General features: G+C 63.7%; 20 protein-coding genes and 2 tRNA genes. 9 read left to right on the forward strand and 13 right to left on the reverse strand.

The genetic code is table 11. The features are described 5' to 3' along the window. Positions 1-480: 480 nt before the first annotated feature. The 3 genes from HMPREF3097_RS04585 to HMPREF3097_RS04595 all read right to left on the reverse strand — a co-directional run bounded on the left by HMPREF3097_RS04585 (position 481) and on the right by HMPREF3097_RS04595 (position 2,813). Positions 481-819, reverse strand: coding sequence for a transglycosylase family protein (locus HMPREF3097_RS04585; protein WP_015381063.1), 339 nt, complete (start codon positions 817-819; stop codon positions 481-483). A gap of 183 nt (positions 820-1,002) precedes the next feature. Then, the gene (locus HMPREF3097_RS04590) at positions 1,003-1,836 is read right to left on the reverse strand and encodes an SDR family NAD(P)-dependent oxidoreductase (protein WP_070761293.1); all 834 of its coding nucleotides are present in this window, start codon (positions 1,834-1,836) and stop codon (positions 1,003-1,005) included. A 2-nt stretch (positions 1,837-1,838) separates the two neighbouring features. Continuing rightward, positions 1,839-2,813, reverse strand: a complete 975-nt coding sequence (locus HMPREF3097_RS04595) for an SMP-30/gluconolactonase/LRE family protein (RefSeq protein WP_083317272.1) — start codon at positions 2,811-2,813, stop codon at positions 1,839-1,841. Positions 2,814-3,340: 527 nt separating this feature from the next. Between HMPREF3097_RS04595 and HMPREF3097_RS04600 the strand changes: the two genes are divergently transcribed. Beyond that, a complete protein-coding gene (locus HMPREF3097_RS04600) occupies positions 3,341-4,177 on the forward strand; it encodes an ATP-binding protein (protein WP_246821285.1) in 837 nt (278 codons plus the stop codon). 274 nt (positions 4,178-4,451) lie between these two features. On the opposite strand, the gene HMPREF3097_RS04605 is transcribed toward HMPREF3097_RS04600, so the two are convergent. From HMPREF3097_RS04605 to gyrA, 4 genes are all read right to left on the reverse strand, one after another. Beyond that, a tRNA-Ala gene (locus tag HMPREF3097_RS04605) sits at positions 4,452-4,524 on the reverse strand. A gap of 25 nt (positions 4,525-4,549) precedes the next feature. Next, positions 4,550-4,626: transfer RNA gene (locus tag HMPREF3097_RS04610), tRNA-Ile, on the reverse strand. Positions 4,627-4,729: 103 nt separating this feature from the next. Then, positions 4,730-5,311, reverse strand: a complete 582-nt coding sequence (locus tag HMPREF3097_RS04615; RefSeq protein ID WP_070761295.1) for a DUF3566 domain-containing protein — start codon at positions 5,309-5,311, stop codon at positions 4,730-4,732. Continuing rightward, positions 5,308-7,824 (reverse strand): DNA gyrase subunit A, encoded by a 2,517-nt coding sequence (gyrA, locus tag HMPREF3097_RS04620; protein WP_070761297.1) that lies wholly within the window; start codon positions 7,822-7,824, stop codon positions 5,308-5,310. Before gyrA ends, HMPREF3097_RS04615 begins: the two co-directional genes overlap by 4 nt. 138 nt (positions 7,825-7,962) lie before the next feature. Between gyrA and HMPREF3097_RS04625 the strand changes: the two genes are divergently transcribed. The 3 genes from HMPREF3097_RS04625 (at position 7,963) to HMPREF3097_RS04635 (ending at position 11,742) form a co-directional block, all read left to right on the forward strand. Then, the gene (locus HMPREF3097_RS04625) at positions 7,963-9,309 is read left to right on the forward strand and encodes an MFS transporter (protein WP_246821286.1); all 1,347 of its coding nucleotides are present in this window, start codon (positions 7,963-7,965) and stop codon (positions 9,307-9,309) included. Positions 9,310-9,367: 58 nt separating this feature from the next. Then, positions 9,368-10,675: a glycoside hydrolase family 1 protein gene (locus HMPREF3097_RS04630; RefSeq protein WP_070761301.1), complete on the forward strand. Its 1,308-nt coding sequence runs from the start codon at positions 9,368-9,370 to the stop codon at positions 10,673-10,675. Positions 10,676-10,890: 215 nt separating this feature from the next. Further along, a complete protein-coding gene (locus HMPREF3097_RS04635) occupies positions 10,891-11,742 on the forward strand; it encodes a hypothetical protein (RefSeq protein ID WP_246821287.1) in 852 nt (283 codons plus the stop codon). A gap of 98 nt (positions 11,743-11,840) precedes the next feature. On the opposite strand, the gene HMPREF3097_RS04640 is transcribed toward HMPREF3097_RS04635, so the two are convergent. The 6 genes from HMPREF3097_RS04640 to dnaA all read right to left on the reverse strand — a co-directional run bounded on the left by HMPREF3097_RS04640 (position 11,841) and on the right by dnaA (position 21,167). Next, entirely contained in the window at positions 11,841-12,896 is a 1,056-nt protein-coding gene (locus HMPREF3097_RS04640; RefSeq protein WP_070761305.1) for an alpha/beta fold hydrolase, read from the reverse strand. Between the two features lie 293 nt (positions 12,897-13,189). Continuing rightward, a complete protein-coding gene (gene gyrB, locus HMPREF3097_RS04645) occupies positions 13,190-15,262 on the reverse strand; it encodes a DNA topoisomerase (ATP-hydrolyzing) subunit B (protein WP_070761307.1) in 2,073 nt (690 codons plus the stop codon). A 112-nt stretch (positions 15,263-15,374) separates the two neighbouring features. Next, on the reverse strand, positions 15,375-16,031 hold the full coding sequence (locus HMPREF3097_RS04650) for a DciA family protein (RefSeq protein ID WP_236251543.1): 657 nt from the start codon (positions 16,029-16,031) through the stop codon (positions 15,375-15,377). Continuing rightward, positions 16,028-17,431 (reverse strand): DNA replication/repair protein RecF, encoded by a 1,404-nt coding sequence (gene recF / locus HMPREF3097_RS04655; RefSeq protein WP_070761309.1) that lies wholly within the window; start codon positions 17,429-17,431, stop codon positions 16,028-16,030. Before recF ends, HMPREF3097_RS04650 begins: the two co-directional genes overlap by 4 nt. Before the next feature lie 33 nt (positions 17,432-17,464). After that, a complete protein-coding gene (dnaN, locus tag HMPREF3097_RS04660; RefSeq protein ID WP_070757940.1) occupies positions 17,465-18,649 on the reverse strand; it encodes a DNA polymerase III subunit beta in 1,185 nt (394 codons plus the stop codon). An 832-nt stretch (positions 18,650-19,481) separates the two neighbouring features. Then, positions 19,482-21,167 carry a chromosomal replication initiator protein DnaA gene (dnaA, locus tag HMPREF3097_RS04665; RefSeq protein WP_070761311.1) on the reverse strand — a complete coding sequence of 562 codons (1,686 nt, stop codon included), beginning with the start codon at positions 21,165-21,167 and terminating at the stop codon, positions 19,482-19,484. A gap of 668 nt (positions 21,168-21,835) precedes the next feature. On the opposite strand from dnaA, the gene rpmH reads away from it, so the two are divergent. The 5 genes from rpmH (at position 21,836) to rsmG (ending at position 24,859) form a co-directional block, all read left to right on the forward strand. Continuing rightward, positions 21,836-21,973 carry a 50S ribosomal protein L34 gene (rpmH, locus tag HMPREF3097_RS09505; RefSeq protein WP_012361251.1) on the forward strand — a complete coding sequence of 46 codons (138 nt, stop codon included), beginning with the start codon at positions 21,836-21,838 and terminating at the stop codon, positions 21,971-21,973. Positions 21,974-22,128: 155 nt separating this feature from the next. Next, positions 22,129-22,512 carry a ribonuclease P protein component gene (rnpA, locus tag HMPREF3097_RS04670; RefSeq protein ID WP_070761313.1) on the forward strand — a complete coding sequence of 128 codons (384 nt, stop codon included), beginning with the start codon at positions 22,129-22,131 and terminating at the stop codon, positions 22,510-22,512. Between the two features lie 154 nt (positions 22,513-22,666). Beyond that, positions 22,667-22,936 carry a membrane protein insertion efficiency factor YidD gene (gene yidD / locus HMPREF3097_RS09510; protein WP_083317956.1) on the forward strand — a complete coding sequence of 90 codons (270 nt, stop codon included), beginning with the start codon at positions 22,667-22,669 and terminating at the stop codon, positions 22,934-22,936. Between the two features lie 15 nt (positions 22,937-22,951). Then, positions 22,952-23,926 (forward strand): membrane protein insertase YidC, encoded by a 975-nt coding sequence (gene yidC / locus HMPREF3097_RS04675; RefSeq protein ID WP_070761315.1) that lies wholly within the window; start codon positions 22,952-22,954, stop codon positions 23,924-23,926. Positions 23,927-24,190: 264 nt separating this feature from the next. Next, positions 24,191-24,859 (forward strand): 16S rRNA (guanine(527)-N(7))-methyltransferase RsmG, encoded by a 669-nt coding sequence (gene rsmG / locus HMPREF3097_RS04680; RefSeq protein WP_371260078.1) that lies wholly within the window; start codon positions 24,191-24,193, stop codon positions 24,857-24,859. Positions 24,860-24,878: the final 19 nt, after the last annotated feature.

Below are 24,878 nucleotides of genomic sequence, written 5' to 3' on the forward strand. Positions count from 1 at the left end.
GAAAAGACACACTTTTCTTTACTTAACCCCTAGATGGGGCTGTGGGCGCGGCTCACCGCTGGCCGGAAAAATTGGGGTAGAAAGCGCAAAACCATCGAGCGGGGGGGGATGCTCGATGGCTTTACTTCCGGGGAGTCACATCCCAACCATCCTCATCAGGGGGGGGGTTGGAGGATATGCGGTTGGGCAGACATCAACCCGGCAAAAACGATAATAACGGTTTGGAAAAGATTTTAAAAGTCAACGCGAAACTTAATTTCATTTCGCCCGCGAATGCGCAGGTCAAGGCGTGGAAAATTCTTTGGTTTTCTGGGCTGTGATCCTGCTCACTGGAGGGGTTAGACCTTGTTTTTAACGCGCCCTCCGGCCGGTACAGGCAGGTACAGCAAAACCCCGGCCGTACTATTGCCGGGGCGATACTGCCGGACCGCTATTGCCGGATCCGCGGGAGCTAATTCCCGCGGGGCGCGCGGAGCCCCCTTAGGCAACCGGGCCGCCGCAGTTCGGCCATGCGCCCGCGCCCTGGCCGGCCAGAACCTTCTCAGCAATCTCGATCTGCTGCTCCTTCGTGGCCTGGTCAGCGGTCGGTGCGTACTGCGTGCCACCGAAGCCCGCCCAGGTCTGGGCCGAGAACTGCAGGCCACCGTAGTAGCCGTTGCCCGTGTTGATGTGCCAATCGCCGCCGGACTCACATGCTGCGACCTGATCCCACTGGCCAACAGTTGCTGCGTTTGCCGTCGGTGCAACCAGTGCCGGTGCTGCGATCACGCCGGCTGCCATTGCGAGGCGGGTCAGGTTGGTCTTGACGGACTTGCGCATAAAGTATTCGCTCCTTCGTCTTTCGGTAACGATGTGGTTACGAGTTCGCCAACCTACCCACCACGCACCCCCGTCCGTCAAGCGAATTCGCGGAAATCTGGCTTTTCACCCTGCCCGCTGTTACCCATTCAGGCCTCTCACCTGCCCGTATCCAAATGCCCTGATAATTCCCTGATGATGCCGCTACGGTGCCGCGTCACCGTCCTTTTCCCTCACCCTTTTCCGCAGCGCCCGCCGCCCACTGGCGAGAACGAAGGGCATCGCCAGGCGCATGAGGACCGCCTGCGCGCCCACCCAGCGCTGGAAGCGGCCGCCGAGCGCGGGGAACACGATCTCTGCTGGCCTGCCGAACAGCGGGCGCTTCTTGAAGGATCGGACGATGGTCTCGGCAATGACCTCCGGGCCCACGGACTTCTCGGCGAAAGCCGCGACCGCCGAAGGGTCACGCTTTTCCTGTTCCAGCATCTCAGTCCGCACCCCGGGCGGGTGCACGAGCGTGAATGCCACGCGGCTCGCGCGTTCCTCGATGGCGACGGTGTTGATGAATGAACGCAGCGCATGCTTCGTCGCGCCATAGGAGGAGTACCCGGGCAGGGGGAGGAAACTGGTCATGGAGCACACGGTCACGATGTGCCCGCCGCGTTCTTTCATGCGCCGCATGGCTTCGAGCGTGCCGTACATGGGGCCGAGGAAATTCACGTCCACCATCTGCCGATGCTGGTCACCCGAGAGATCACGTGCCCAACCGGTGTGGATCATCCCGGCGTTGTTCACCAGGATGTCCACCGGCCCAAGCTGGCGTTCCACGTCCTGGAAGACGGCGGCCCACGCTTCTTCGTCGCGGACGTCGTGTTCCACACCGATGGCCCGAATGTTTCCGGGTAGTTCTTCAGCGACGGTGCGAGCGGCCTCGCCGTCGATATCGGTGACGGCGACGTCGTAGCCAGCGTCGGCTGCTGCTCGAGCGGTTGCAGCTCCAATGCCGCGGCCAGCTCCAGTAATGAGTACAACGCCCATGCTTACGCCTCCAGATCGATGATCTCGATGCAGCCCTTGCGCGCGGGGCCACCGATCGTGGGGTCGTCGTTGATCGTCGTGGCGCAGAACAACGTGTGGCCGTTATCGCCGCCGAGCTCCACATCGAGCGTCTTGTTGCCGGTGCGGATGCGCTCGACGATGTGCCCGCCGGGCTTCACAAGCACGACCTCCGCGCGCGTGGCATTGGCAATCCAGATCGATTGCCCGTCACTATCCAGCGCAATCCCATCGGGGGCCAGCGAGATGGGAAGAGCGTTGGCGATGCGGGGGTTTTCCAGCACCCCGGCAGCGGTGCGGACGATGGTGCCCAGCGGTGAACCGGAGTTGAGCTGCTGCCACAGGAATTCGGGCATGAGCTTGGCGTACGGCCGGGGGTTGACCAACACGCCGGCTTCATCGACGTCGCATTCGGTCAGCTGCAGGCGCAGGGTCTCGGCGACGACGACGGTGCCGCCCGGCAACTTCACCGTTCCATTGGGGAACAGCATGTCCGGGCCGGTTCCCGCGACCGTGCCGTCCGGGGCGATGCACACCACTCGCGTCGAGGGAGGTCCTGGCGGCTTGTAGAGGTGGGAGTTCGCGTTTTCTCGGTGGAAGGCGTGGTAATCGAAACCGAAGTTGCCCACGTAGGCGTACCCATCGGGTGTGACCATCATGTCGTTGGCGTGGCCGCCGCAGTATTCACTGATGTCTGCATGTTGTGTCAGCTCGCCATCGGCGCTGCGCCGCCAGATGACGTGCTGGTCCATGGAGACGATGAGCATGTCACCGTTGGGGAGGAATCCCAGGCCGCCGGCGCGACCCGGGATTTCGCCCAAGACTTCTTCCCCACCTGGTTTGGTCCAGCGGTGCAGAGTCCCGGTTGCCATGTCCACGAAATAGAGGGCGCCCTGGTGCCAACGGAGTGACTCGGGGACGCCGTACCCATCGAGAAGAACTTTCGTTGCCCTAACCATGCGGTCATAATAAGGCCGGAAAAGCCGAAGCGGGCGGACTTCCACAAAGAAATCAGCCCGCTAGTTCGACAACACGGCCCCAAGCACTTCGCCTTTTGCCCTGTCGAGACGGCGCGTCTGAGAAATCAGGACCGCATTGTGGAGATCGGCGTGGTGTTCGGAGGCCTGACGGCGGGAGTGTCTGGCGTGGTAGCGCTGATCAGCAAGTTGCGGAGCTAGAGCTCCGGGCATTATGCGTGCCGGATGTCCGGTTGGTGACCGGATTCAGCATTAGGCTTTCACCTCACCCCCTTCCCTACGGTTGAGAACAGCCACTCCCGCAAAAGCACGTCCGCACCGCCTAGTGACGAAGACATCCGCGCCACTAGGGAGGGCGTGCCAATCTAGGACACATTTCGAACACCACTAGGAATTCCCAAGACCGTGTTTGAGCGAACTTGCAAAAGCCGGTATAGAAATGTTGCAAAGTCGGGCATGGAACCGTTGCAAAAGCGGGTATAGTGCCCATATGCAGTACTTTTCACGCTTTGCAGATCAAGTATTGGAAGACTCCCTCCAGTAGTGGAGCTTCCAAGCTCACATATAAGGACATGGCCGAGCAGGCCGTTCGTGGCGGATGGCCAGGGCTGCTCGGGGCGAGCACTCAGCAGGCGGTCATGTTTAACCGCTCATACCTGGACAACATTTTCGACGTGGAAGTGCCAGAAAACGTTGGCACACGCCACAACCAACTAAACATTCGCCGGACCTTGGCATCCATCGCTCGGAATATTTCTGGCGAAGCAACATTGAAAACACTCGCTGCAGACGTGTCTTCGGATGCCACAACAGTCGACCCGAAAACGGTCTCCACGTACCTCCAAGCGCTTACCCGGATATTCATCCTCGACGGGTTGCAACCTTGGAGCGTCGCGCTCCGATCTAAATCACGACTGCGCACCTCGCCGAAGCTCCATCTCGCTGACCCCAGCCTGGCCTGCGCCGCCTTGGGTATCGGTGTTGACCGCCTCGCGAACGACCCGGAGTTCTTCGGCCAGATCTTTGAGTCCATGGTCATTCGAGACCTGCGCGCAGCATCCGCTCTCCAGCACGGGCGCGTCTATCACTACCGTGACAACACGGCCCTTGAAGTTGACGCCATCATCGAATACCCCGAAGACGGCAAGTGGGGCGCCTGCGAAGTCAAACTCGGAGCATCGCAGATCCCACAAGCCGAAGCGAACCTCATCAAACTCCGTGACGAACGTGTCGACACCAACAAGATCGGGTCGCCTGCATACCTAGCCATCATCACAGCAACGGAATATGCATACACGCTTCCTAGCGGAGTGCACGTGATCCCCTTGGGAGTCCTGACCGCTTAGGGGCAGCAGAGGCTAGTCAAACTATTTTCACGGAACTGCACAAGCGGGTGTGCCACCCGTGAACTGCAGGTTTATCGCACCATCAGGAACGCATTCACCGCTTTGCTGCGCGCCTAAAACTGCGGGCCGGTCCTCGGAAGTTCCAAGCTGTAGTGCGTGGATACTAGTAACCCCAAAGCTAAGCGGAGGGGTCTGGTGGCGTCGCCACCCTCACCCCTCCATCATCCCCCAGACGCAAAGGAACCCCAGGCCTTGCGACCTGGGGTTCGTGCTGTGGAGCATAGGAGAATCGAACTCCTGACCTTCTGCTTGCAAAGCAGATGCTCTACCAATTGAGCTAATGCCCCGAACTTCATTCGAAGTGTGTTCGAATGGTGGGCCTAGGTGGACTCGAACCACCGACCTCATCGTTATCAGCGATGCGCTCTAACCGCCTGAGCTATAGGCCCTTCGAACAGGGACTAGTGTATCCATGCGATGCGATATAAACCAAATCGCCAGGTCAGCCCCTGTTTTATGAAGTTTTCTTCCACCGGAACGCAGGCCTTTGAGCTACGCCTCTTCCGGCGCTTTCGACGTCTCCGGTGCGGCCAGGTTGTCCGTCACAGCCGCCACATCCTCCGCGCCCGCGACGCGAACCTTCAGCCCACCGAGGACGTCCGCCGCCGCGTTGTACACCAGCGCAGTCAGCGGCACGATGCCCCAGACGACGAAGAACTCCAGAACACCGACGAGCGTTACCGCGCCCAGCACGCCCCAGCCGGAGATCCCGCCGAAGCCCGCGATGTCGGCGAGCAGGGTGTTCATGCGGCCCCACACGCCAGCCACCGCCAGCACGAGCCACATGAGCATCCAGGCCAGCACCCACACCACGAAGGTGACGCAGCCCGCCGCCAGGCCGAGCCGACCGGCGGAGCGCACGTCGATGGCCGTCAGCGTCAGCTCCCGTCCGCGCGGCGCCCGCGCCTTCCAGGACGTCGCCTTCTCAGACGCCGCCTTTCCGGTCACCGAAGCCTCGGTTGCCGTCTTCTCGGCCCCGGCGGCGCCCTTGGCCGGTGCCGTCTCCTTCTCGACCGCGTCAGCCGCCTGGTCGCTAGCCTCCGAGGTCACTTTCTCAGTGCCCTCGGGGGTCACTTCTTAGCGTCCTTCGGCTTCGACTCGACCTGGGCGACCTCTTCTTCCGCCTCTTCCTCGACGTTGCGGTCGACGGCGACGAGCTCAACGCCCTTATCCAGGTCGACCAGGCGCACGCCCATGGTGGAGCGGCCGGTCTCGCGGATCTGGTTGACCTCGGTGCGGATCACGCCACCGGCGCTGGTCATCGCGAGGATCTCGTCATCCTCGGTGACCGTCAGCGCGCCGATCAGCTTGCCGCGGGACTTCTGGTACTTGAAGGCCACAACGCCCAGGCCGCCACGGCCCTTCGCCGGGTACTCCTCCATCGGGGTGCGCTTACCGTAACCACCGGAGGTGGCGACGAACAGCGCGGAGTCCTCCTGCACGACCGTCATGGCCAGCAGCTGGTCCTCACCGCGGAAGCGCATGCCGTACACACCGGCGGTGGCGCGGCCCATCGGGCGCAGCGTCTCGTCGTCGGCGGTGAAGCGCATGGCCTGGCCTTCCTCGGAGACGAGCAGCAGGTCATCCTCGGCGGAGCACAGCTGCGCGCCGATCAGCTTGTCGCCCTCGTTGAGGTTGATGGCGATCAGGCCGGAGGAACGGGTGGTGGCGTAGTCCGTGAGGCGGGACTTCTTCACACGGCCCTGCGCGGTGGCGAGCACCAGGTACGGGGCGTCCTCGAAGGACTGGATCTGAATGACCTGTGCGATCTGCTCGCCCGGCTGGAATTCCAGCAGGTTGGCGACGTGCTGGCCGCGTGCGGTGCGGGTCGCTTCCGGCAGCTCGTAGGTCTTCAGGCGGTACATCCGGCCCATGTTCGTGAAGAACAGGACGGTGTCGTGCGTGGAGCAGACGAAGAAGTGACGGACGACGTCGTCCTGCCGCAGTTCGGCACCGCGCACGCCCTTGCCGCCGCGTCGCTGGTTGCGGTAGCTGTCCACCTTCGTGCGCTTCGCGTAGCCGGTCGAGGTGATGGTCACGACGACGTTCTCGCGGGCGATGAGGTCCTCTTCGGAGACGTCGCCGGTGGCGGAGACGATCTGGGTGCGGCGTTCGTCGCCGTACTTCTCGACGATCTCGGCGAGCTCATCGCGGACGATGGCACGCTGGCGCTCCGGCTTGGCGAGGATGTCCTCGAGGTCGGCGATGATGCGCTCGAGCTCGGCCAGCTGGTCGATGATCTTCTGGCGCTCCAGGGCGGCCAGGCGGCGCAGCTGCATCGCGAGGATGGCGTTGGCCTGGATCTCGTCCACGGTCAGCAGGTCCATCAGGCCCTCGCGCGCGATATCCACGGTCGCGGAGTTACGGATCAGGGCGATGACCTCGTCCAATGCGTCCAGTGCCTTGACCAGGCCGCGCAGGATGTGAGCGTCTTCCTCGGCCTTGCGGAGGCGGAACTGGGTGCGTCGGACGATGACGTCGATCTGGTGCTTGACGTACAGCGAGAGCATCTGGTCCAGGCGGAGGGTGCGTGGCACGCCGTCGACGATAGACAGCATGTTCGCACCGAAGCTGGTCTGCAGCTGCGAGTGCTTGTAGAGATTGTTCAGCACCACGCGCGGCACGGCGTCGCGCTTCAGGGTGACGACGATGCGCAGGCCGACGCGGTCGGAGGACTCGTCGTCGATCTTGGAGATGCCCTTGAGCTTGCCGTCGCGGACCTGTTCGGCAATGGAGCTGACCAGGTTATCGGGGTTGACCTGGTACGGCAGCTCGGTGATGACGATGACCTGACGGGAGCCCTCTTCCTCGATCTCGGCCTTGCCGCGCATACGGATGGAGCCGCGGCCGGTGCGGTAGGCGTCGTCGATACCCTTCTCGCCGACGATGAGGCCGGCGGTCGGAAAGTCCGGGCCCTTCACGAAGCCCATGCAGGCATCGAGGGCCTCTGCTTCCTCGGCCTCCGGGTTCTCCAGGAGCCAGTAGATGGCGTCCGCGAGCTCGTTGAGGTTGTGCGGCGGGATGTTGGTCGCCATGCCGACGGCGATGCCGCCGGAACCGTTCATCAGCAGGTTCGGCACGCGGGAGGGCAGGACGGTCGGCTCGGAGGTCTTGCCGTCGTAGTTCGGCTGGAAGATGACGGTGTCCTCGCGGATGTCGCGGACCATCTCCATCGCCAGCGGGGTGAGGCGGCACTCGGTGTAACGCATTGCTGCAGCACCGTCGTTACCGCGGGAGCCGAAGTTGCCCTGCCCGTCGACGAGCGGATAGCGCATGGACCAGGGTTGGGCCATGCGCACGAGGGTGTCGTAGATCGCGGAGTCACCGTGGGGGTGGTAGTTACCCATGGTCTCTGCCACTGGCTTCGCGGACTTGACGTATCCGCGTTCCGGCCGGTGGCCGTTGTCGAACATGGCGTAGAGAATGCGCCGGTGTACCGGCTTCATGCCGTCCCGAACCTCCGGGAGGGCACGGCCCACGATCACGCTCATGGCGTAATCGATGTAGCTGTTCTGCATCTCCTTCTGCAAGTCGATCGGTTCGATGCGGTCGAACAGGTTATCTCCACCGTTAGTATCGTCGCTCACTGGAGTTGGTGAACCTTTCTACTTGGAATAGACCCAACCATTCTACCACGTCAGCCCACAGTTTTTGAGCCCACGGTCCGGTGGCGGGGATTCTTAAAAGCGCACACAACGTTTGCCGTGAAAACTATGATTTTCCCCGTGACTGTTGTGCAAAGCCCCAAGCAAGAAGTCTCCCGGGGATGGATCTCGCGCTTTGGCCTGATGTACCTCGGCCAGAACATCGCCTGGGCAGCTCCGACGAATCTTCTGCTCTCCGCCCAGATCCTGGTGTGGTTCCCGGAGGACAAGGAACGCCAGCTCGCACTGTTGATGACGGCCGGTGGGCTGGTCAGCCTGCTCGCCTCCCCGCTCGCCGGGATCTTCTCCGACCGGACGCGCTCCTCGCTGGGCCGCCGCACCCCGTGGATCATCGCGGGCATCACGATCTCCTCGGTAGCACTCGGTGTCGCGGGATGGACCGCAACACTTCCGGGGGATTCCCGCGCCCTGGGTTACGGCCTGTTGCTGGCGGCGTGGATGGTCTTCCAGTTCGCCATCGCCCTCGCGGTGACGCCGACGCAGTCCATCGTCCCTGACCAGGTCACCGAGCGGCAGTTCGGCACCGTCTCCGGCGTGATGGGTATGACGTACACGCTCGGCATCGTGCTCGGCACCGCACTCTCCGTCGCACTCCCCCGCCCCTGGGCCTATGCGGCGGTCATCGCCGTGCTGCTGGCAACGGCGGTGCCCTTCCTCACCCGCGACCGCGAGCCCCTCCCTTGGCTCGCAGGCTCCGGGGACCCGGAAGCGGGCCTGGAGACAAGCCCGGCGGCCAGCTCGGCCCGCGGTGCTGAACCAGCAGCTGAGCAGCCCAAAGCTGGTGCCGCGAGCGCGAAACCCACGGGCCTCGCCGCCGCCCGGCGCGTCGTCCCCAACCCGAAGGACGCACCGGACTTCTACTGGATGTTCCTCACCCGCCTACTGCTGATGCTGGCCCAAGCCATCGCGCTATTCTTCCTGCTCTACTACCTCCGCGACCGCATCGGCTTCCACGATCCCGAGCTCGGCGTGCTGATCCTCACGGCCGTGTTCGCCGGCTGCGTGGTCGCCACCGCCCTGTGGTCCGGCTGGTTCTCCGACAAGCTCGGCGTCCGCAAACCCTTCATCCTCTTCTCCGCCACTGGGGTGGCCGGTGCCTGCGCGGTGCTGGCTTTCACCAGCTCCTTCACGATGGTCGTCGTTGGCGCTGTGATCCTGGGGCTGAGCTGGGGTGTGTACCAGGCCATCGACCAGGCGCTCGTCAACGCCGTGCTCCCCACCGAGCAGGAGCGCGCCACCCACATGGGCCTGATCAACCTCGCCGTCCTGCTGCCGAACACGCTCGCCCCCTCCATCGCCGCGATCGCTCTCAGCCTGCTCGGAGGCTACACGGGGCTCTATCTCCTGGCAGGTGCGATGTGCCTGGCCGGAGGCGTCCTCGTCCTAAAAATCCAAGCCACCCGCTAAACGCAAGACTTTCCACGCGCCCGCGAAACAGAAAACCCCACAACCGAAGGAGAACACGATGCCAACTTCCCCAACCACTTTCCTGCCGCTGGGCAAGCTGATGATCGGGACGGCGACGTCCTCCCTGCAGATCGAGGGTGGCGACCGGAACAACAACTGGTACGAGTGGGCCCAACACCCAGAAACCATCGCCGACGGCACCAGCCCGCTGCGCGCCAACGACCACTGGAACCGGTGGCGCGAGGACACCGAACTCATGGGCTCCCTGGGGTTGAAGACCTACCGGATGGGCATCGAATGGTCCCGCATCGAACCCGCGCCCGGGCAGTGGGACGCGAAGGCTTTTGACCGCTACCGGGAGGAAATCGCGCTGGTCAAGGAGCGCGGGATGGTGCCGCTGGTGACCCTGCACCACTTCAATAACCCGCTGTGGTTCCAGCGGCTCGGCGAATGGGAGAAGCCGGAGAATATCGCGCACTGGCTGCGCTTCGTGGGCCACGTGGTCAAGGGGCTATCCGACCTGGTCACGGACTGGGTGACCATCAACGAGCCGAATGTGTACGCCACCTCCGGCTTCCTCTTCCACGAGGCCCCGCCTGCGAAGAAGTCCTACCGGCTGGCGCTGAAGGTGATGCGGAACATGGCGATCGCGCACTGCCGGGCATATCGCCTCATCCACGGGATTCAGCCAGGCGCGCGGGTGGGCTTCGCGCACCACATGCGGGCCTTCGTGCCTGCTCAGGAGCGTAATCCGCTGCACCGACTGGCCTCCCGATCCAGTGCCTTCCTCTTCCAGGACGAGCTGAGCCACGCGATGCTGGGCGGAAAGTTCCGCGGCGTGCTGGGCCGCCAGCCTTCGGATATCTCCCCGGGCAAGTACTACGACTACTTGGGGCTGAATTACTACTCGCGCACGGCGTCCGCGGGTTTCGAGGACGGCACGCTGCCCGGCAAGCCGGTCAATGACCTCGGTTGGGAGATCTACCCGCAGGGCCTGATCGAGTGCGCCGGCTGGATGCACGAGCGCTACCCCGCGCCAATCTGGGTCACGGAGAACGGCACCTGCGATAACGGCAGCCCGACGAGTTTGGAGAATTTCCGCTGCCGCTTCATCTACGACCACTTGAGCGCGATTAGCGCCTCTGACCTACCGTTTGAGCGCTATTACCACTGGTGCTTCGTGGATAACTGGGAGTGGGCAGACGGCGAGGCGCAGCGCTTCGGCCTCGTCCACAACGACTACGCCACGCAGACCCGCACACCGAAGCTCAGCGCCGAGTTTGTGCGCCGGATCATCGCCGAGGGCGGAATTTCCGGGGAGGCGAAGCGGGAGTTCGTCGATCCCCAGCGCTACCGCATCGGGTAGAGCCGTTTTCGGACCACCGCAACCAGAGGCGGACGTCGCCCCCGTCTCTCTCGGCAGCCGTCAGGGTCGCCGTTTTTCTAGGACGTCGCCGCGCCGGCGTCCCGAATGTTTCACGTGAAACAATCCGCCCCCGCCTCTGCCAGAATGGAGGGAGAAGATACCGCCGGCTTGAAAAGCCCAGCCAGAACACGAAAGGCAAGGTGCAGGCGAACAGCATGGCTCAGAACGTCCTCCCAACCCCACAGGCGGAATTCGCAGCCCTCGGCTTCTACGGGGAACCACTGGATCAGATGATTCAGCGGTCCTTCGAGGAGCAGAACCAGGGGCTTGCGAACGCGCACGGCTACAAGATGATCTCCCCGTACATCGACCCCTCCGGGGCGCGGATGATCCGCTTCATGGGGGAGAACAACTCCACCGTCGCGGTCTCCCTCATGCACCCCGAGACCACGGCCGCGCGGGTGGGTCTGATCACCCCGACGGTCGCGCTCGTGGACGTGCTCAACACCGAAGGCGAGATCGCCGCGCGCTTAACCTGCGCCGTTGATGACTTCTTCTCCTACTCGACAATCTCCGGGCCAGAGGTAGTCAAGGAGGGCGAGATCGCCGCGAACGCCGACGAGGACGGCATGATCCCGCTGGTGAACTTCTGCCTCACCGCAGCGCTGGGTGGCGGAAAGATGCACCTCTACCCCAGCGAGGCAGCCTGGCGACAGGCCCACCCGGAGCACGTCCGCGAGGATGGTGTCATCACGAAGCCACGGCTGATCTCTCCAGCTGCCCAGGCCTTCTTCGACGGCGAGACCGACGCGATTAACCCCTGGAACCACGTGCGGATTACCGTCGCCGGGGTCCGGGGCGCGACCAATGAGCTCACCGGCAAGCAGTTCTTCGTCGTTCAGGACACCCCGAATGCCCGCGGCTTCGCGCTCACCGCCTGCCTGCCGGCAACCGAGGAGCTGAAGAAGCACATGCGGCCAGGCGTGGTCCTGGAGGGCCCGGCGGTTCTGATGGGGCACAACGCCACGCTCGCGAACCCGGCGGTGTCCGCGCCAGAGGAAAACTAAGCGCCGATCGCGCTTGCTGGACTACGCATTGGGCGCGGCCTCGCGCACTGTCGCCTTGAGGGCGCCGGGCACTGACTAGGACCTTGAACCCGTCGGGGCTAGTCCTCGACCGTGGCGGCCCAGCGCTCGAAGCGGTCGGCCACGACCTGCGGCTGGCGCGCCCAACGGTTGTGGCCGAGCTGCTCCACCTCCGCGGGGTACTCCTCCACCGCAACACAGCCCTGCGGGAAGAGCAGCGCAAGATTCTTCGCGGAGTCGAGGGGGCAATCGTCGTCATTGGAAAAGCGCGTGAGCAGGACGTTTGTCTGCGTCTCCGCCATCGCCGCGACGTAGTCCATGTCCTGGCCGTGCAGGTTTTTAAAGCTATTGCGCTGCGCAAGTTTGGTCCACTCCAGGATGTGATTCCGCGCCTGCCGGCCATAGTTGGCGATATCCAGCAACCCCTCCGGCTGGTAGCCGCGAGCCAGCACGATCGCGCTCATCAGCAGGGAGCCGAGCTTGAGCTCGATGCGTGTGCGCCCGGTGAAGCCCCGGTAGTACGGGGTGCCGGTGCCAACCCCCATGTAGCCCAGCACGTTGAGCTCCTTGGCCTCCGGGCGGGCCAAGAACACCGCGGCCATCTGCCCACCCATCGAGTGGGTCAGCATGATCGTCGGGTACTTCTCCCCCAGCTCCAAGCGGCGCTTGACCGCGCGGATGGTGCGCGGGAAATCGGAGCTGGCCAGATCGTGATAGCCCCAGTCCTGGGTGCGGCTGGCGGCGGCGGTGGACTCACCCTGGCCGTGCAGCTCGCCGATGGCGACGATCCAGCCGCGCGTCGCGAGTTCCTTGGCGATCGGCTCGTAATACCGGGCGCCGACGCCGAAGCCCGGCCACAGGATGACCAGGGGTTTCTTCCCATCATGGCCGCTCTCCGCGGCGGTGCGGGGCTCGGCTGGCTCAGTGCTCGTGGCGGAGCTGCCGGGTTGGCTACCGGCCTGGGCACCAACCTCGGCGCCGACCGGAGTCGCAGCCGAGGCCGGGCTAGCTGGGTCTTCGATAGCCGCTAGCGGTGGGGTGAAGATGCGCACGGCCGTGGTGGTGCCGTCCGCCATCTGCACGTGCACCCACTGGCGGTGCACGTCATCGACGGAAACTTCGTTATTTTTGCTCACCCGTCACATGATATGTGTACCCCCGAACACATTTGCCTATATGAAGATAATGCTGTGGCCTGGTGCCTCGAGCTCTCGTTGGGTGCCCTCCACCCGGCAGAGACTAAAGAAGAGCTTTCGGTCACGCTATACACCCAAGATTCGCCCAATAATCTTGGATACACCCCCACCGAACCCAAGATGAGGTCCCTTATCTTGGGTCGCGAGCTGGCACCGGACTCCTGACCGAGCCCAGCCTGTCCGGCGCCAGCCCCCACGCCGGCGCCGACCGCCCCCAGACCGGAACCCGGACGCTAGACGTCCAAGAAACGGACGTCGCGCGCGTTGCGGGTGATGAAGCTACGGCGGGCGACAACGTCGTCGCCCATCAGGATGCTGAACAGCTCGTCAGCAGCCTCCGCGTCCTCGAGGGACACCTGACGCAGCGTACGGGTGGTGGGATCCATCGTGGTCTCCCACAGCTCCTTCGGGTTCATCTCGCCGAGACCCTTGTAGCGCTGGATGCCATCATCGGTATCGATCTTGCGGCCCTCTGCCAGGCCCTTCTCCAGCTGCTCATCGCGCTCCCGGTCGGAGAACGCGTAGCCCGGCTCGCCCTTGCCCCACTTCAGCTTGTACAGCGGCGGCTGGGCCAGGTACACGTAGCCACCCTCGACGAGCGGACGCATCAGACGGAAAAGCAGCGTGAGCAGCAGCGTTGCGATGTGCTGGCCGTCCACGTCGGCGTCGGCCATCAGCACGATCTTGTGATAGCGCAGCTTGTTGATGTCGAACTCATCGTGAATGCCGGTGCCCAGCGCGGTGATGATCGCCTGCACTTCGGCGTTCTTCAGCACGCGGTCCATGCGGGCCTTCTCGACGTTCAGGATCTTGCCGCGCAGCGGCAGGATGGCCTGGTACATCGAGTCACGGCCGGACTTCGCGGAACCACCTGCGGAGTCACCCTCCACCACGTAGAGCTCGGACTTGATCGGGTCCTTGGAACGGCAGTCGGCCAGCTTGCCTGGCAGCCCACCCATATCGGATGCGGACTTGCGACGCACCAGGTCACGGGCCTTGCGGGCCGCCTGGCGAGCGTGCGCGGAGGCCACGGCCTTCTGCACGATGACCTTCGCCTCGGCCGGGTTGGCGTCCAGCCAGTCGGAGAGGTGCTCATTGATCGCGCGCTGCACAAAGCCACGAATCTCGGTGTTGCCCAGCTTCGTCTTCGTCTGGCCCTCGAACTGCGGGTCACCGACGCGGACGGAGATGACGGCAGCCAGGCCCTCACGAACGTCGTCGCCGGTGAGGTTGGACTCCTTCTCCTTCAGCAGCTTCTGATCGCGCGCGTAGCGGTTGATCAGGGAGGTCATCGCGGCGCGGAAGCCCTCCTCGTGGGTACCGCCCTCGAAGGTGTTGATCGTGTTCGCGAAGGTGTGGACGGACTGCTGGTAACCGTCGTTCCACTGCAGAGCGACCTCGACCTCGTGGTCCTCACCCTTGGCGTCGAAGCTGACGATCGTCGGGTGGATCGGCTGCTTCTTGCGGTTGATGAACGCGACGTAGTCCTTCAGACCCTCCGGGTAGTGGTACGTCTTGGTGCGCGGGCCCTTCTTCTTTTTGGCCTCTTCCTCCGCCTGGCGCTCCTCAGCGGACTTCGGGGCCTCAGCCTGCTCGGTGAGGTCCTCGAGCCCCTCCTCCGGCTCCTCGGCCTCGATGGCCTGCGGGCGCTCGTCGGTGAGGGTGATGGTCAGGCCCTTGTTCAGGAATGCCATCTCCTGCAGGCGCTTGGCGACCGTGTCGAAGTTGAACTCCACGGTCTCGAAGATCTCCGGGTCCGGCCAGAACCGCTGGGTGGTGCCGGAACCGCGCTTCTTCTTGCCCTGCACGAGCTCCTGAGGCACCGCGTTGATGAACTCCTGGTACCACTCGTAACCATCGCGGACGATGCGGGTCTCCACGCGGGTGGACAGGGCGTTGACCACGGAAATACCAACACCGTGCAGACCACCGGAGACCGCGTAGGAATCGGAGTCGAACTTACCGCCGGCGTGCAGCTGCGTCATGACGACCTGCACGGTCGGGGCGCCGGAAGGGTGCATCTCCACCGGGATGCCACGGCCGTCGTCGGAAACCTCGACGGAGCCGTCCTCCTTCAGCGTGACGGAGACCTTCTTGGCGTAGCCCGCCATGGCCTCGTCCACGGAGTTGTCCACGACCTCCCAGATGAGGTGGTGGAGGCCACGCTCTCCCGTGGAGCCGATGTACATGCCCGGGCGCTTCCGGACTGCCTCGAGGCCCTCGAGGATGGTGATCGACGATGCGTCGTAGTCACCCGGCTTGTGCTCGTGCGGAGCTGGCGTGTTCTGCGGTTCTGGTGCACCCACGGTGGGTAAAACTCCTTCGTGTGCCACTAATTAACTCCACCAGTCTACCGGCTTTTCCTGCGAAAATACAGTTTCCGGCAGCCTGGGCGAGCTGCGGGTCACGCCGTGGCACTCAGCCGTAATCATCGCGTTTGCCCCGCCCTTGGACGCGGAGGCGGCCGGTCTGTCGCGGCCCGTAGTCCGGGTTGTGAATCTTGAGTTCGACGACGACGTCCGGCCCCAACTCCTGGGCGATTTTCGACAGGATGGTCGCCTGGATAAGGCGAAGTTGGGTCGCCCAGGGTGTGGAGTCGCTCTGGACGTGGAGGAACTTGTTTTTCTCGTCGAATTTCACCGGCCGGGTGTGTGCGGCGATCGTGGGGCCGACGAGGTGTTCCCAGTCCTGCATGAGGCGGCGCACACCGACGTTTTCCTCCCAACCCTGGCGCCGGATTTCGCGGCTGAGTAGGGCGGAGAAGCTGCCGGGGTCGCGGTAGCTGCGGTCGGCCCGGCCGTCCATGCGGGTTTTGATGCGCTGGACGCCGGAGCTGGTTCGCGCACTGCTGCCGGTGCTGCCGGAGTCTGTGGCGGGTTCCGCGAGCGTGCCCCGGCGGCCCCGGTTCCAGCCGTTCCTGCGAGCCATGCGGGGAAGATCGGCGTTCTTGCCGGTCGCGGGCTTGCCGCCGGCTTTTTTGATGGCTTCCAGAGCTTGGGCGACGGGGTCGAGGAACTGCTCCTCGCGGTTGGAATTCTCACGCGACTGCTGCTCGCGTGGCTGGTGTTCCGTCACGCCTGCTCACCGCCGGTGGAGGCCGCCGACCCCGGTTCCTCCGACTGCCCCGGGTTTTCGCCGGGATCGCCTGCCTGGTCTGACTCCTCGGCTACGTGCTCCTCGGCCTGTTTGGTGGGCTGCCCCTCGGCCTGCTCCGGGACGCTATCGCGGGGGATGGTCTCGTCGATCACGGAGATCCGCCGCTGCTGGCCCTCCTCGGTGACATGCACCGCGCGAACATCATGGAACGTGGCGATATCCCGCAGCTCAGCGGGAATATCTTCACCCACGGCCGCGGTGATGAGCACCTGCTCGGCTTCGGTGAGCAGCCCGACGAGCTGTTGACGTCGGGAGGAATCCAACTCCGCGAAAACGTCATCCAAAATGACCACCGGTTCCACGCCATCCTCGCGCTGCATGAAGAACGCGCCGAGCCTCAGCGCCAGGGCGAAGGACCAGGATTCCCCGTGAGAGGCAAAACCCTTGGCGGGCTGGGTGCCCAGCATGAGCACGAGGTCGTCGCGGTGCGGGCCGATCAGCGTGGTTCCGCGGTCCACCTCCTGGATGCGCTTCCGGGCGTAGGCCTGCAGCAACGTGGCCTCCGCGACCTCCGGGGAGAGCAGCGCCAGCTCGGCAGCCGGGTCGCGTTCGAGCTCCGCCTCACCCAGCAGCACACCCACCTGGGCCAGGTCCGCGTCCACGGTCGAGGTGTACGCCATGTGCGCGGGCCGGGACTCCGGGGCGAGCCTGGCGTAGGTCTGCGCGACATGTGGTGCGAGGTCGTGAACGATCTGCACCCGGGCGGACATGATTTGCCCGCCTAACGCGGCCAGCTGGGCATCCCACACGTCCAGGGTGGCAAGTGCTGATAGGCGCTCCGTGTCGTTCTCGGGGGCGATGCGCAGCGCGTAGGCGTTATTGCGCAGCAGAGCGTTGCGCTGGCGCAGGGACTTATCGTAATCCGCCTTCACCGCCGCCAGCCGCGGGTAGCGGGCGACCATGATTTCGTCGAGGAACTTGCGGCGCTGCTCTGGTTCGCCGCGCACCAGGGCGAGGTCCTCCGGGGAGAACAGCGTGGTGCGGACGATGCCCAGCAGCTCGCTGGTGGTGGCCAGCTGAGTGCGGTTGATGTGGGCGCGGTTGGATCCGTGGCCGCGAATTGCGATGTGGGCGGTGAGCTCGCGATTGTGGTTCACCGCCGTGGCGGAAACCCGGGCGATCTGCTGGCTCTCCCGGACCAGCGCGGAATCGGTGTTCACCCGGTGGGAGCCCAGGTGGGCCAGGTAGCCCAGGGCCTCGACGATGTTGGTCTTGCCGTGCCCGTTGGGCCCGGAGAACACCGTGACACCCGGGTCCAGCTGCAGCGAGAGTTCCCGCCACGACCGGAAGTCGTGGAGTTCTAGGCTGCGGACAAACATGTTTCCACTCTATGCCGAGGGTTCGCGCGGGCTTTAGCCCGGCAGGCGCACCGGCATGAGCAGGTACTTGAAGTTGGTCTCCGGATCCGGGAAGGTGCCGTCCTCCTCGGCCTCCGGCAGCTCGGCCGGGGCAGGGATGAGGATCGCGGGGCGGGAGGGCTGGGTGAATCCGAAGACCACGCGCTCGGTGTGGATCGCGCTCAGACCGTCCTTGAGGTACGCCGGGTTGAAGGCGATGGTCAGCGGCTCGCCGTGGTAGGCGCAGTTCAGGACTTCCTCAGCCTGACCAACATCGGAGCCGCCGGCGGACAGCGTCAGCGTGGACTCCTCGAAGTGCATCCGGATCTGGGAATTACGCTCCGCGACCAGGGAGACACGACGGATCGCATCCTGCAGCGGGGCGATCTCCACGGAGGCCATCGCGTTGTGGCGGGCCGGCAGCAGCGGGCGGAACTTCGGGAAGTCCGCATCCAGCAGGCGGGTGGTGGTCCTACGGGCGTCAGTGACGATGCCGAGCAGGCCGTCCGCACCGATGTCCTCCCCCGAACCAATGGCGATCTCGATCGGGTCGTTGAGGCTGTGATCCAGGGTGCGGGCAGTATCCGCCAGCGTGCGGGCCGGGATCAGCAGCTCAGCGGTGGCATCAGCCGCAGCCGGGTTCCACTGGAAGCTACGAACAGCCAGGCGGAAACGGTCGGTTGCTGCAAGAACCACATTTTCGCCCTCGATCTCCATGCGGATACCGGTGAGCATCGGGAGGGTGTCATCCTTACCCGCGGCGATGGCGACCTGGCTGATGGCCTCGGTGAAGAGATTCGGGTCGATGGTGCCGGTCACGGCCGGCATGTCCGGCAGGACTGGGTAATCCTCGATGGTCATCGCGGGAAGTTCGAAGCGAGAGCTGCTGCTGCGAACCAGGACCGTGGAGCCGGAGTACTCCATGGTGATTTCCTTACCCGGAAGTGCGCCGACGATGTCGGATGCCAACTTACCGGCCACGAGGATGCGGCCTGGCTCGTCAACATTGGCATTCACACGCACGCGGGTGGAGACTTCCCGGTCGAAGCCCGACAGCTCCAGGCCATCGTCATCCGCGAGGATCATCACGCCACGCAGGATCGGCTGGGTTGGCTTCGTGGGCAGCGCACGGGCGACCCATGCCAGTGCAGATGCGAAATCATCCTTCGCAACCGAGAAACTCACATTTTCTTGCTCCATGCTGAGCTGTCCCTCCGGTCAACGTTCATCGCCTTGAACGTGCTTCAAAACTTTGTCTTTTTCTTCGAGTCTCAAGACTAGCCGACGCACCGGACACGGCCGAAGAAAGTTCCCTTTGCTTGTTATTCGCTCCCCTTCGAGGCTTGGCACGGCTTCGCCGGGCAGACCGGGACTATGCACACCACCAATTTCTTCTCTCTTTGCCAATTGGGAAGTTCAGCAGTGTTAGTAGGGGGTGTGAAAACTGTGGAAAACATGTCATTTACCCACGCCGGGGGCCGAATCGGGGTGTGGGGTTCGGGTGGACGACTCTGTGGATAACTGTGCCCAATTGTGGATAACTTTTGTCATTCGCGAGTTATCCACAGTCCATCCACCTGCGGTTTCCCAAGATCTGGGTAGTTATCCACAGAAACCCCAGGTCACGAGCTTCAACCTTGAACCTCAACTTGATCCACCCGGAAACACAAACTTGTAATTACGCTTGTGGAAAACCCTGTGGACATGTGGATAACTCCCGAAAATCATGGTCAAGGACCTATTTTTATCCACATTCCGGGTGAGTTATCCACCGAATGCTGTGGATAACTGTGCACAACTGTGGACGAGAATCCCCCGAGCCCCCGGCCTTACCCCCAAGAATTTGCGTTTCCGCCCCCCAAGCACAACGCGGTGTGCCAGCCGCAAAAATCCAAGAATCCGGCTCCCCCGCCCCGCGCGGACGTCCCAAAATTGAAGGCCCCACCCCAAGAACCGCCCGCAGTAACCCCGACGGGCGCGTTAACGTCCCGAAACCTGCGGAACTCCCCGAAGAAAGCTCGAGAAAGAAGGACTAACCCCGCGCCGCGGCCTTCGCGCGCTGCGTCAGCTCCTGGACCTCGTTAAAGGTGACCCGATCCTCGGTGAGCTGCTCCCGAATGCGCCGCTCCGCGTGCATGACCGTCGTGTGGTCGCGGCCGCCAAAGGCCTGCCCCAATTTCGGCAGCGAAAGATCCGTCAGCTCACGGCACAGATACATCGCGATCTGGCGCGCCTGCACGAAACGCTTCGTGCGCCCCTTCCCCACCAGCTCATCGACGGTCAGGTCGAAGTAAGAGGAGACCACGTCGATGATGACCTGCGGGGTCATCTGCACATCGTCGACCGGCATGATGTCCCGCAGCGCGATCTCCGCCGCCTGCTTCGTGATCGGCTCCTTGCCCAGGGAGCAATAGGCCGTCACGCGGATCAGCGCGCCCTCCAACTCGCGGATGGAGGTCTCGTACCGGCTCGCGATCAGCTCGAGCACGTCCTCCGGCAGCGTGGTGCCCTCCGCGGCCGCCTTGCGGGACAGAATCGCCATGCGGGTTTCCAGGTCGGGGGTTTGCACGTCCGTAATCAACCCGCCTTCGAAACGAGTGCGCAGGCGGTCCTCGAGGGTGGTCAGCTGGCGTGGTGGACGGTCGGAGGAAAGCACGATCTGCTTATTCGCCTGGTGTAGCGCGTTGAAGGTGTGGAAGAACTCCTCCTGTGTGGACTCCTTGCCCTGCAGGAATTGGATATCGTCCACGATCAGCATGTCGAGGTTGCGGTATTCGCGCTTGAACTCCTCGCGCCGGTCGTTGGCGATGGAGTTAATGAAGTCGTTGGTTAGCTCTTCGCTAGAGACGTAGCGCACGCGCATATCGGGCTGCAGCTCCTTGGCATAGTGGCCGATGGCGTGCAGCAGGTGGGTTTTGCCGAGGCCAGATTCGCCCCAGATGAACAGCGGATTATAGGCGCGAGCTGGGGCTTCGGCGACGGCGCGACAGGCGGCGTGCGCGAACTGGTTGGAGCCGCCGATGACGAAGCTTTCGAAGGTGTACTTCTTGTTCAGCAGGGTGTCGGAGTCCCGGTCGCCCTCGTCCGTGTCTGCGGTTGGGGACGACGGAGCCTCGGCTGGCACGAAGCCCTCGTTGCGGGATTCTGGCTGGTTGGAGCCCTGGTGCTGCTGGGCCAGGCGCTCGGCGGCGAGGATGCGGGTGCGCTCGTCCTGCTCCGGGTTGTGCTGTGGGGTTTCTACTGGTGCAGAGGGCTGGAGTGGCGCCGTGGATTGTGTTGCTCGGGCCTCTGTTGCTGGCGCCGAGTGAGCAGCTGGGGTGGATGGTGCCGGGGTGTGGGCTGCGGTGTCGGCGGCTGGGGCCTGTTGTTCGGCAGCGTTACCTGCGGTGTTGGCGCTGGCCGGCGGGGTTGCGTCCTCCGGCTCGGCTTCCCGGATGGAGAGGCTGAGGGTGACTGGAGATTGCAGGATATCCCCGAGGACCCTTTCGATCGGCTCGGCGAGTGCGCCTTCCACGACCCCCTTGGACCACTCGTTTGGTGTGGTCATCACGGCGATCCCGTTGATGAAGAGGACGGGCTGGATCTGCCGCAGCACGCTGCGGGAGGAGGCGGAGAGCGGCGGGAACTGGGTGCCATCGCCCTCGATCCACGCGTCGACGAGGCCGTGCCAGATGGTGGCGAATTTTGTGGGATCCGCGGGATCTGGGGCGTGAGTCATGCGCGAGCCTTTTTCTTCTCTTCTTGGGGGCGGGGGTAACCGTTAAGGACATTTCAATTTACACGTGAGTTCACAATGAACTCACATTTTTGCCCACAGCCGGATTTGGCGTGTGTTCTGGGCTTCCACAGAGCTGTCCACACCTGTGGATAACTTGTCCATTGAGTTGTCCCCAATTTACCCCGCTCCTGTGGACAACTTCTAATTTTCAAGGAAAACGCCGTTGACCTGCGCAAACAAACCCTAAACTAGTGCTTTAAGCTTCGGGGGTGGCGAAGTTATCCACAAGCTGTGTGGATTGACATTCCACTGTGTGTGATGATCAATCCACAAAAGCGCAGCATTGCGCGGAGTTTTCCACGCGCCGCGATTTAAATGACACGCCTGTCATCCTGCGAAGATTTGGTTTTCGGCTCCCCCGCTGAGTATTCTTAAACGGTCTATGGCAACAGCCGACCTTGTATCGGATGCCGTTTTGGCCGGATGCTTTGCGTCGCCCACATTCCACACGTGGCGCCGAAGCCCTGGCAACCACAAGTCCACCGGCGTGGACAGCGTGGCGTACCGCGCACCGCACGGGCGCTGTGGCAGGGAACACTCCCTGCCATCGCCCAATTACGGTGCCGCAGCGCTTCGCCTCCGCGCGTAGTTTTAAGGAGTGAAGTACCGTGTCGAAGCGTACTTACCAGCCTAATAACCGCCGTCGCGCACGCGTGCACGGTTTCCGTACCCGTATGCGCACCCGCGCAGGCCGCGCGATCGTGTCCGCACGTCGTCGTAAGGGCCGCAAGTCCCTGACCGCTTAATTGAGCGGGCGGCCAGCGTGGCCGCACACTCTCCCACCACGTGGGAAGCTCCGGCGCCTGCCACTCGGTGGGCGCCGTTTTTGCTGTAATTTCACCCTTATGCGGACCAAACTAGCCAGGTCTCGCGCACCCACCCGACCACGAAGGAGCCTCCCATGCTGGCACCGGAACACCGCCTCCGCTCCTCCGCGCTGTTTAGCACCGTGGTGAAGAAGGGTGCGCGCAAGGGCAGCCGCACCGTCGTCGTCCACCTCTGGACCCCGGTACCTGGCCCCGACGCCCCGCTGGAGCTAACCGGTGGACCGCGCGCGGGCCTCATCGTCTCGAAGGCGGTCGGCAACGCCGTGGTCCGCCACGCTGTCTCCCGCAAGTTGCGCGCCGTCCTGGCTGCCATCATCGATGACGACGCTACCGCGGCGTCCCCGCAGCTGCAGGAGACCAGCTTTGTGGTGGTGCGCGCCCTCCCCGGCAGCGCGAAGGCGAGCAGTAAGGAGTTGGAGTCCGATGTGCGACGCTGCCTCTCCCGGCTCGCGCGCTGAGGACAGTGCTTCGCCCACCGGGGGCCGTGGCCAGTTCACTGGTCACAGTGCTCAGCCCGGCGCCGAATCTCGCCGCAACCCCGGCTCCCAGGCTGACTTCGAGCCCGGCGCCGCTAGCCGCACCGCGCGTCGGAGCGTCACTGGCCGTGCCGCCCTGGCTCGCCGAGCAGTGTTGGCCTATCAGGAATTCCTTTCGCCCCTTAAAATGGGGCCATCATGCCGCTTCGAGCCGACCTGCAGTAATTACGCTCTCACGGCGTTGGAAAGGCATGGTCTGCTCAAGGGGCTGTTACTGTCAATAGGTCGGCTGTTGCGCTGTGCCCCTTGGCATCCGGGCGGGTGGGACCCCGTTCCGCCCCGCAAGCGCAGGGCTAAGCCCAAGCCTGAAGAGACTCCGCAAGATTTTGAGACGTCCGAAAAGTAGAGGATCCCTCCAGACGTGCTGAATTTTATTTATTACCCGATTTCAGCGGTCCTGTGGTTCTGGCACAAAGTGTTTGGCTATGTGCTCGACCCGGCCGCGGGCATCACGTGGGCGCTTTCCATCGTCTTCCTCGTGGTGACCATCCGTGTCCTGCTGGTCAAGCCCACGGCTAACCAGCTCCGCTCCTCGCGCAAGATGCAGGAGTTCCAGCCGAAGATGAAGGAACTCCAGCGCAAATACGCCAATGATCAGCAGAAGCTGATGATTGAGGTGCGCAAGGCGCAGCAGGAGATGGGTGTCCGCCCGATGGCGGCCTGCCTCCCAATGCTGGTTCAGATGCCGATCTTCATCGGCCTGTTCCACGTGCTGCGTTCCTTCAACCGCACCGGCACGGGCACTGGCCAGCTGGGCATGAGCATCGAGGAGACCCGTAACACCCCGAACTACGTCTTCGGCGTGGACGAGGTGCAGTCCTTCCTCGACGCCCGCCTGTTCGGCGCGCCGCTCTCCTCCTACATCTCCATGGACCCTTCCGGTTATGGCGCGTTCTCCCCGGCCGGCGTCGCCCCGGACTTCACGAAGGCGAACATCATCGCCGTTGTCCTGCCGCTGATGCTGGGCGCCGCGGTGATCATGCACTTCACCGCTCGCCTCTCCCTGAACCGCAACAAGAAGCGTCAGGCGAATAACCCGAAGCCGGCGGCTGATGACCTGAAGGCTCAGCAGATGCAGATGCAGATGGACATGATGCAGCGAATCATGCTGTGGTTCATGCCGCTGCTGATCCTGGCCGGTGGTTTCCTCTGGCAGGTTGGTCTGGCCCTGTACATGTTCACCAACGGTCTGTGGACCTTCGTCCAGCAGCGCATCCTGTTCGGCATCATGGATAAGGAAGAGGAGGAGGAGCGCCAGGCGAAGCTCGAAGCTCGCCGCACCTCCGCCCCGAAGCCGGGCGCGAAGCCGAAGAACAATAAGAAGCGGAAGAAGTAGTTTCCTTCCGCGCCCAGCGCCGCACGGTTCGCCGTGTGGCGCTTTTTCATTGTCCTTTTCAGGACGTCGCCACCCTCCCGTGGTTCTCTTCCCCACCCGTTCTGGGAGGGAGTTGGGTTGTCGTGGAAAGGCACTAGAATGTTTCACGTGAAACATCGTGATTCTGACGCTTCGAAAAACCAGTCCCCCAACCCGGCCGCTGCGGACCTCAATAAGGGTGCCGCGGCTGCCGGCGACTCTACCGGTGAGCAGCAGATCACGTCCTTGACGCCGGATAACCACGGGGGCGAGCTTCAGGTCGATGGGCTGCGCCCGGAGAATCTGGCTGAGGTCTTTGGCGACCGCGCTCCCCTGGCCGAGCGGTACGCCCAGTGGCTTGAGACCGCCGGCATCCAGCGTGGCCTCATCGGCCCCCGCGAGGTGCCGCGCATCTGGGATCGCCACATCATGAACTCTGCCGTCCTCGCTGAGATCATCGAGGACGGCGAGCGGATCATCGACGTCGGTTCCGGTGCGGGCCTCCCAGGCATTCCGCTGGCCATCGCACGTCCCAACGTGAAGGTGCAGCTGCTGGAGCCGCTGCTGCGCCGCACGAAGTTCCTGGAAGAGGTCGTTGAGGACCTTGGCCTGGACAACGTCGAGGTCCACCGTGGGCGCGCGGAAGAAAAGGCAATCGTCCGGAAGCTTGCGGGCGCGGACGTCGTGACTTCCCGGGCCGTCGCTCCACTTGGTCGCCTGTGCCAGTGGTCCCTCCCCCTGGCCCGTGTTGGCGGCCAGATGCGCGCTTTGAAGGGCAGTTCCGTGGCTGAAGAGCTGGAGCGGGATAAGGCCCAGATTGATAAGGTTGGCGGAGGGAAACGCTCCGTGGTTGAGCTGGGCAAGGGCGTGATGGAGGAATCCACCTTCGCCGTCATTGTGGAAAAGGCGCGCTAGAGCTAGCGCCTCAAGGAAA

It is taken from the genome of Corynebacterium sp. HMSC27B11, assembly GCF_001815985.1.
GTDB lineage: Bacteria > Actinomycetota > Actinomycetes > Mycobacteriales > Mycobacteriaceae > Corynebacterium.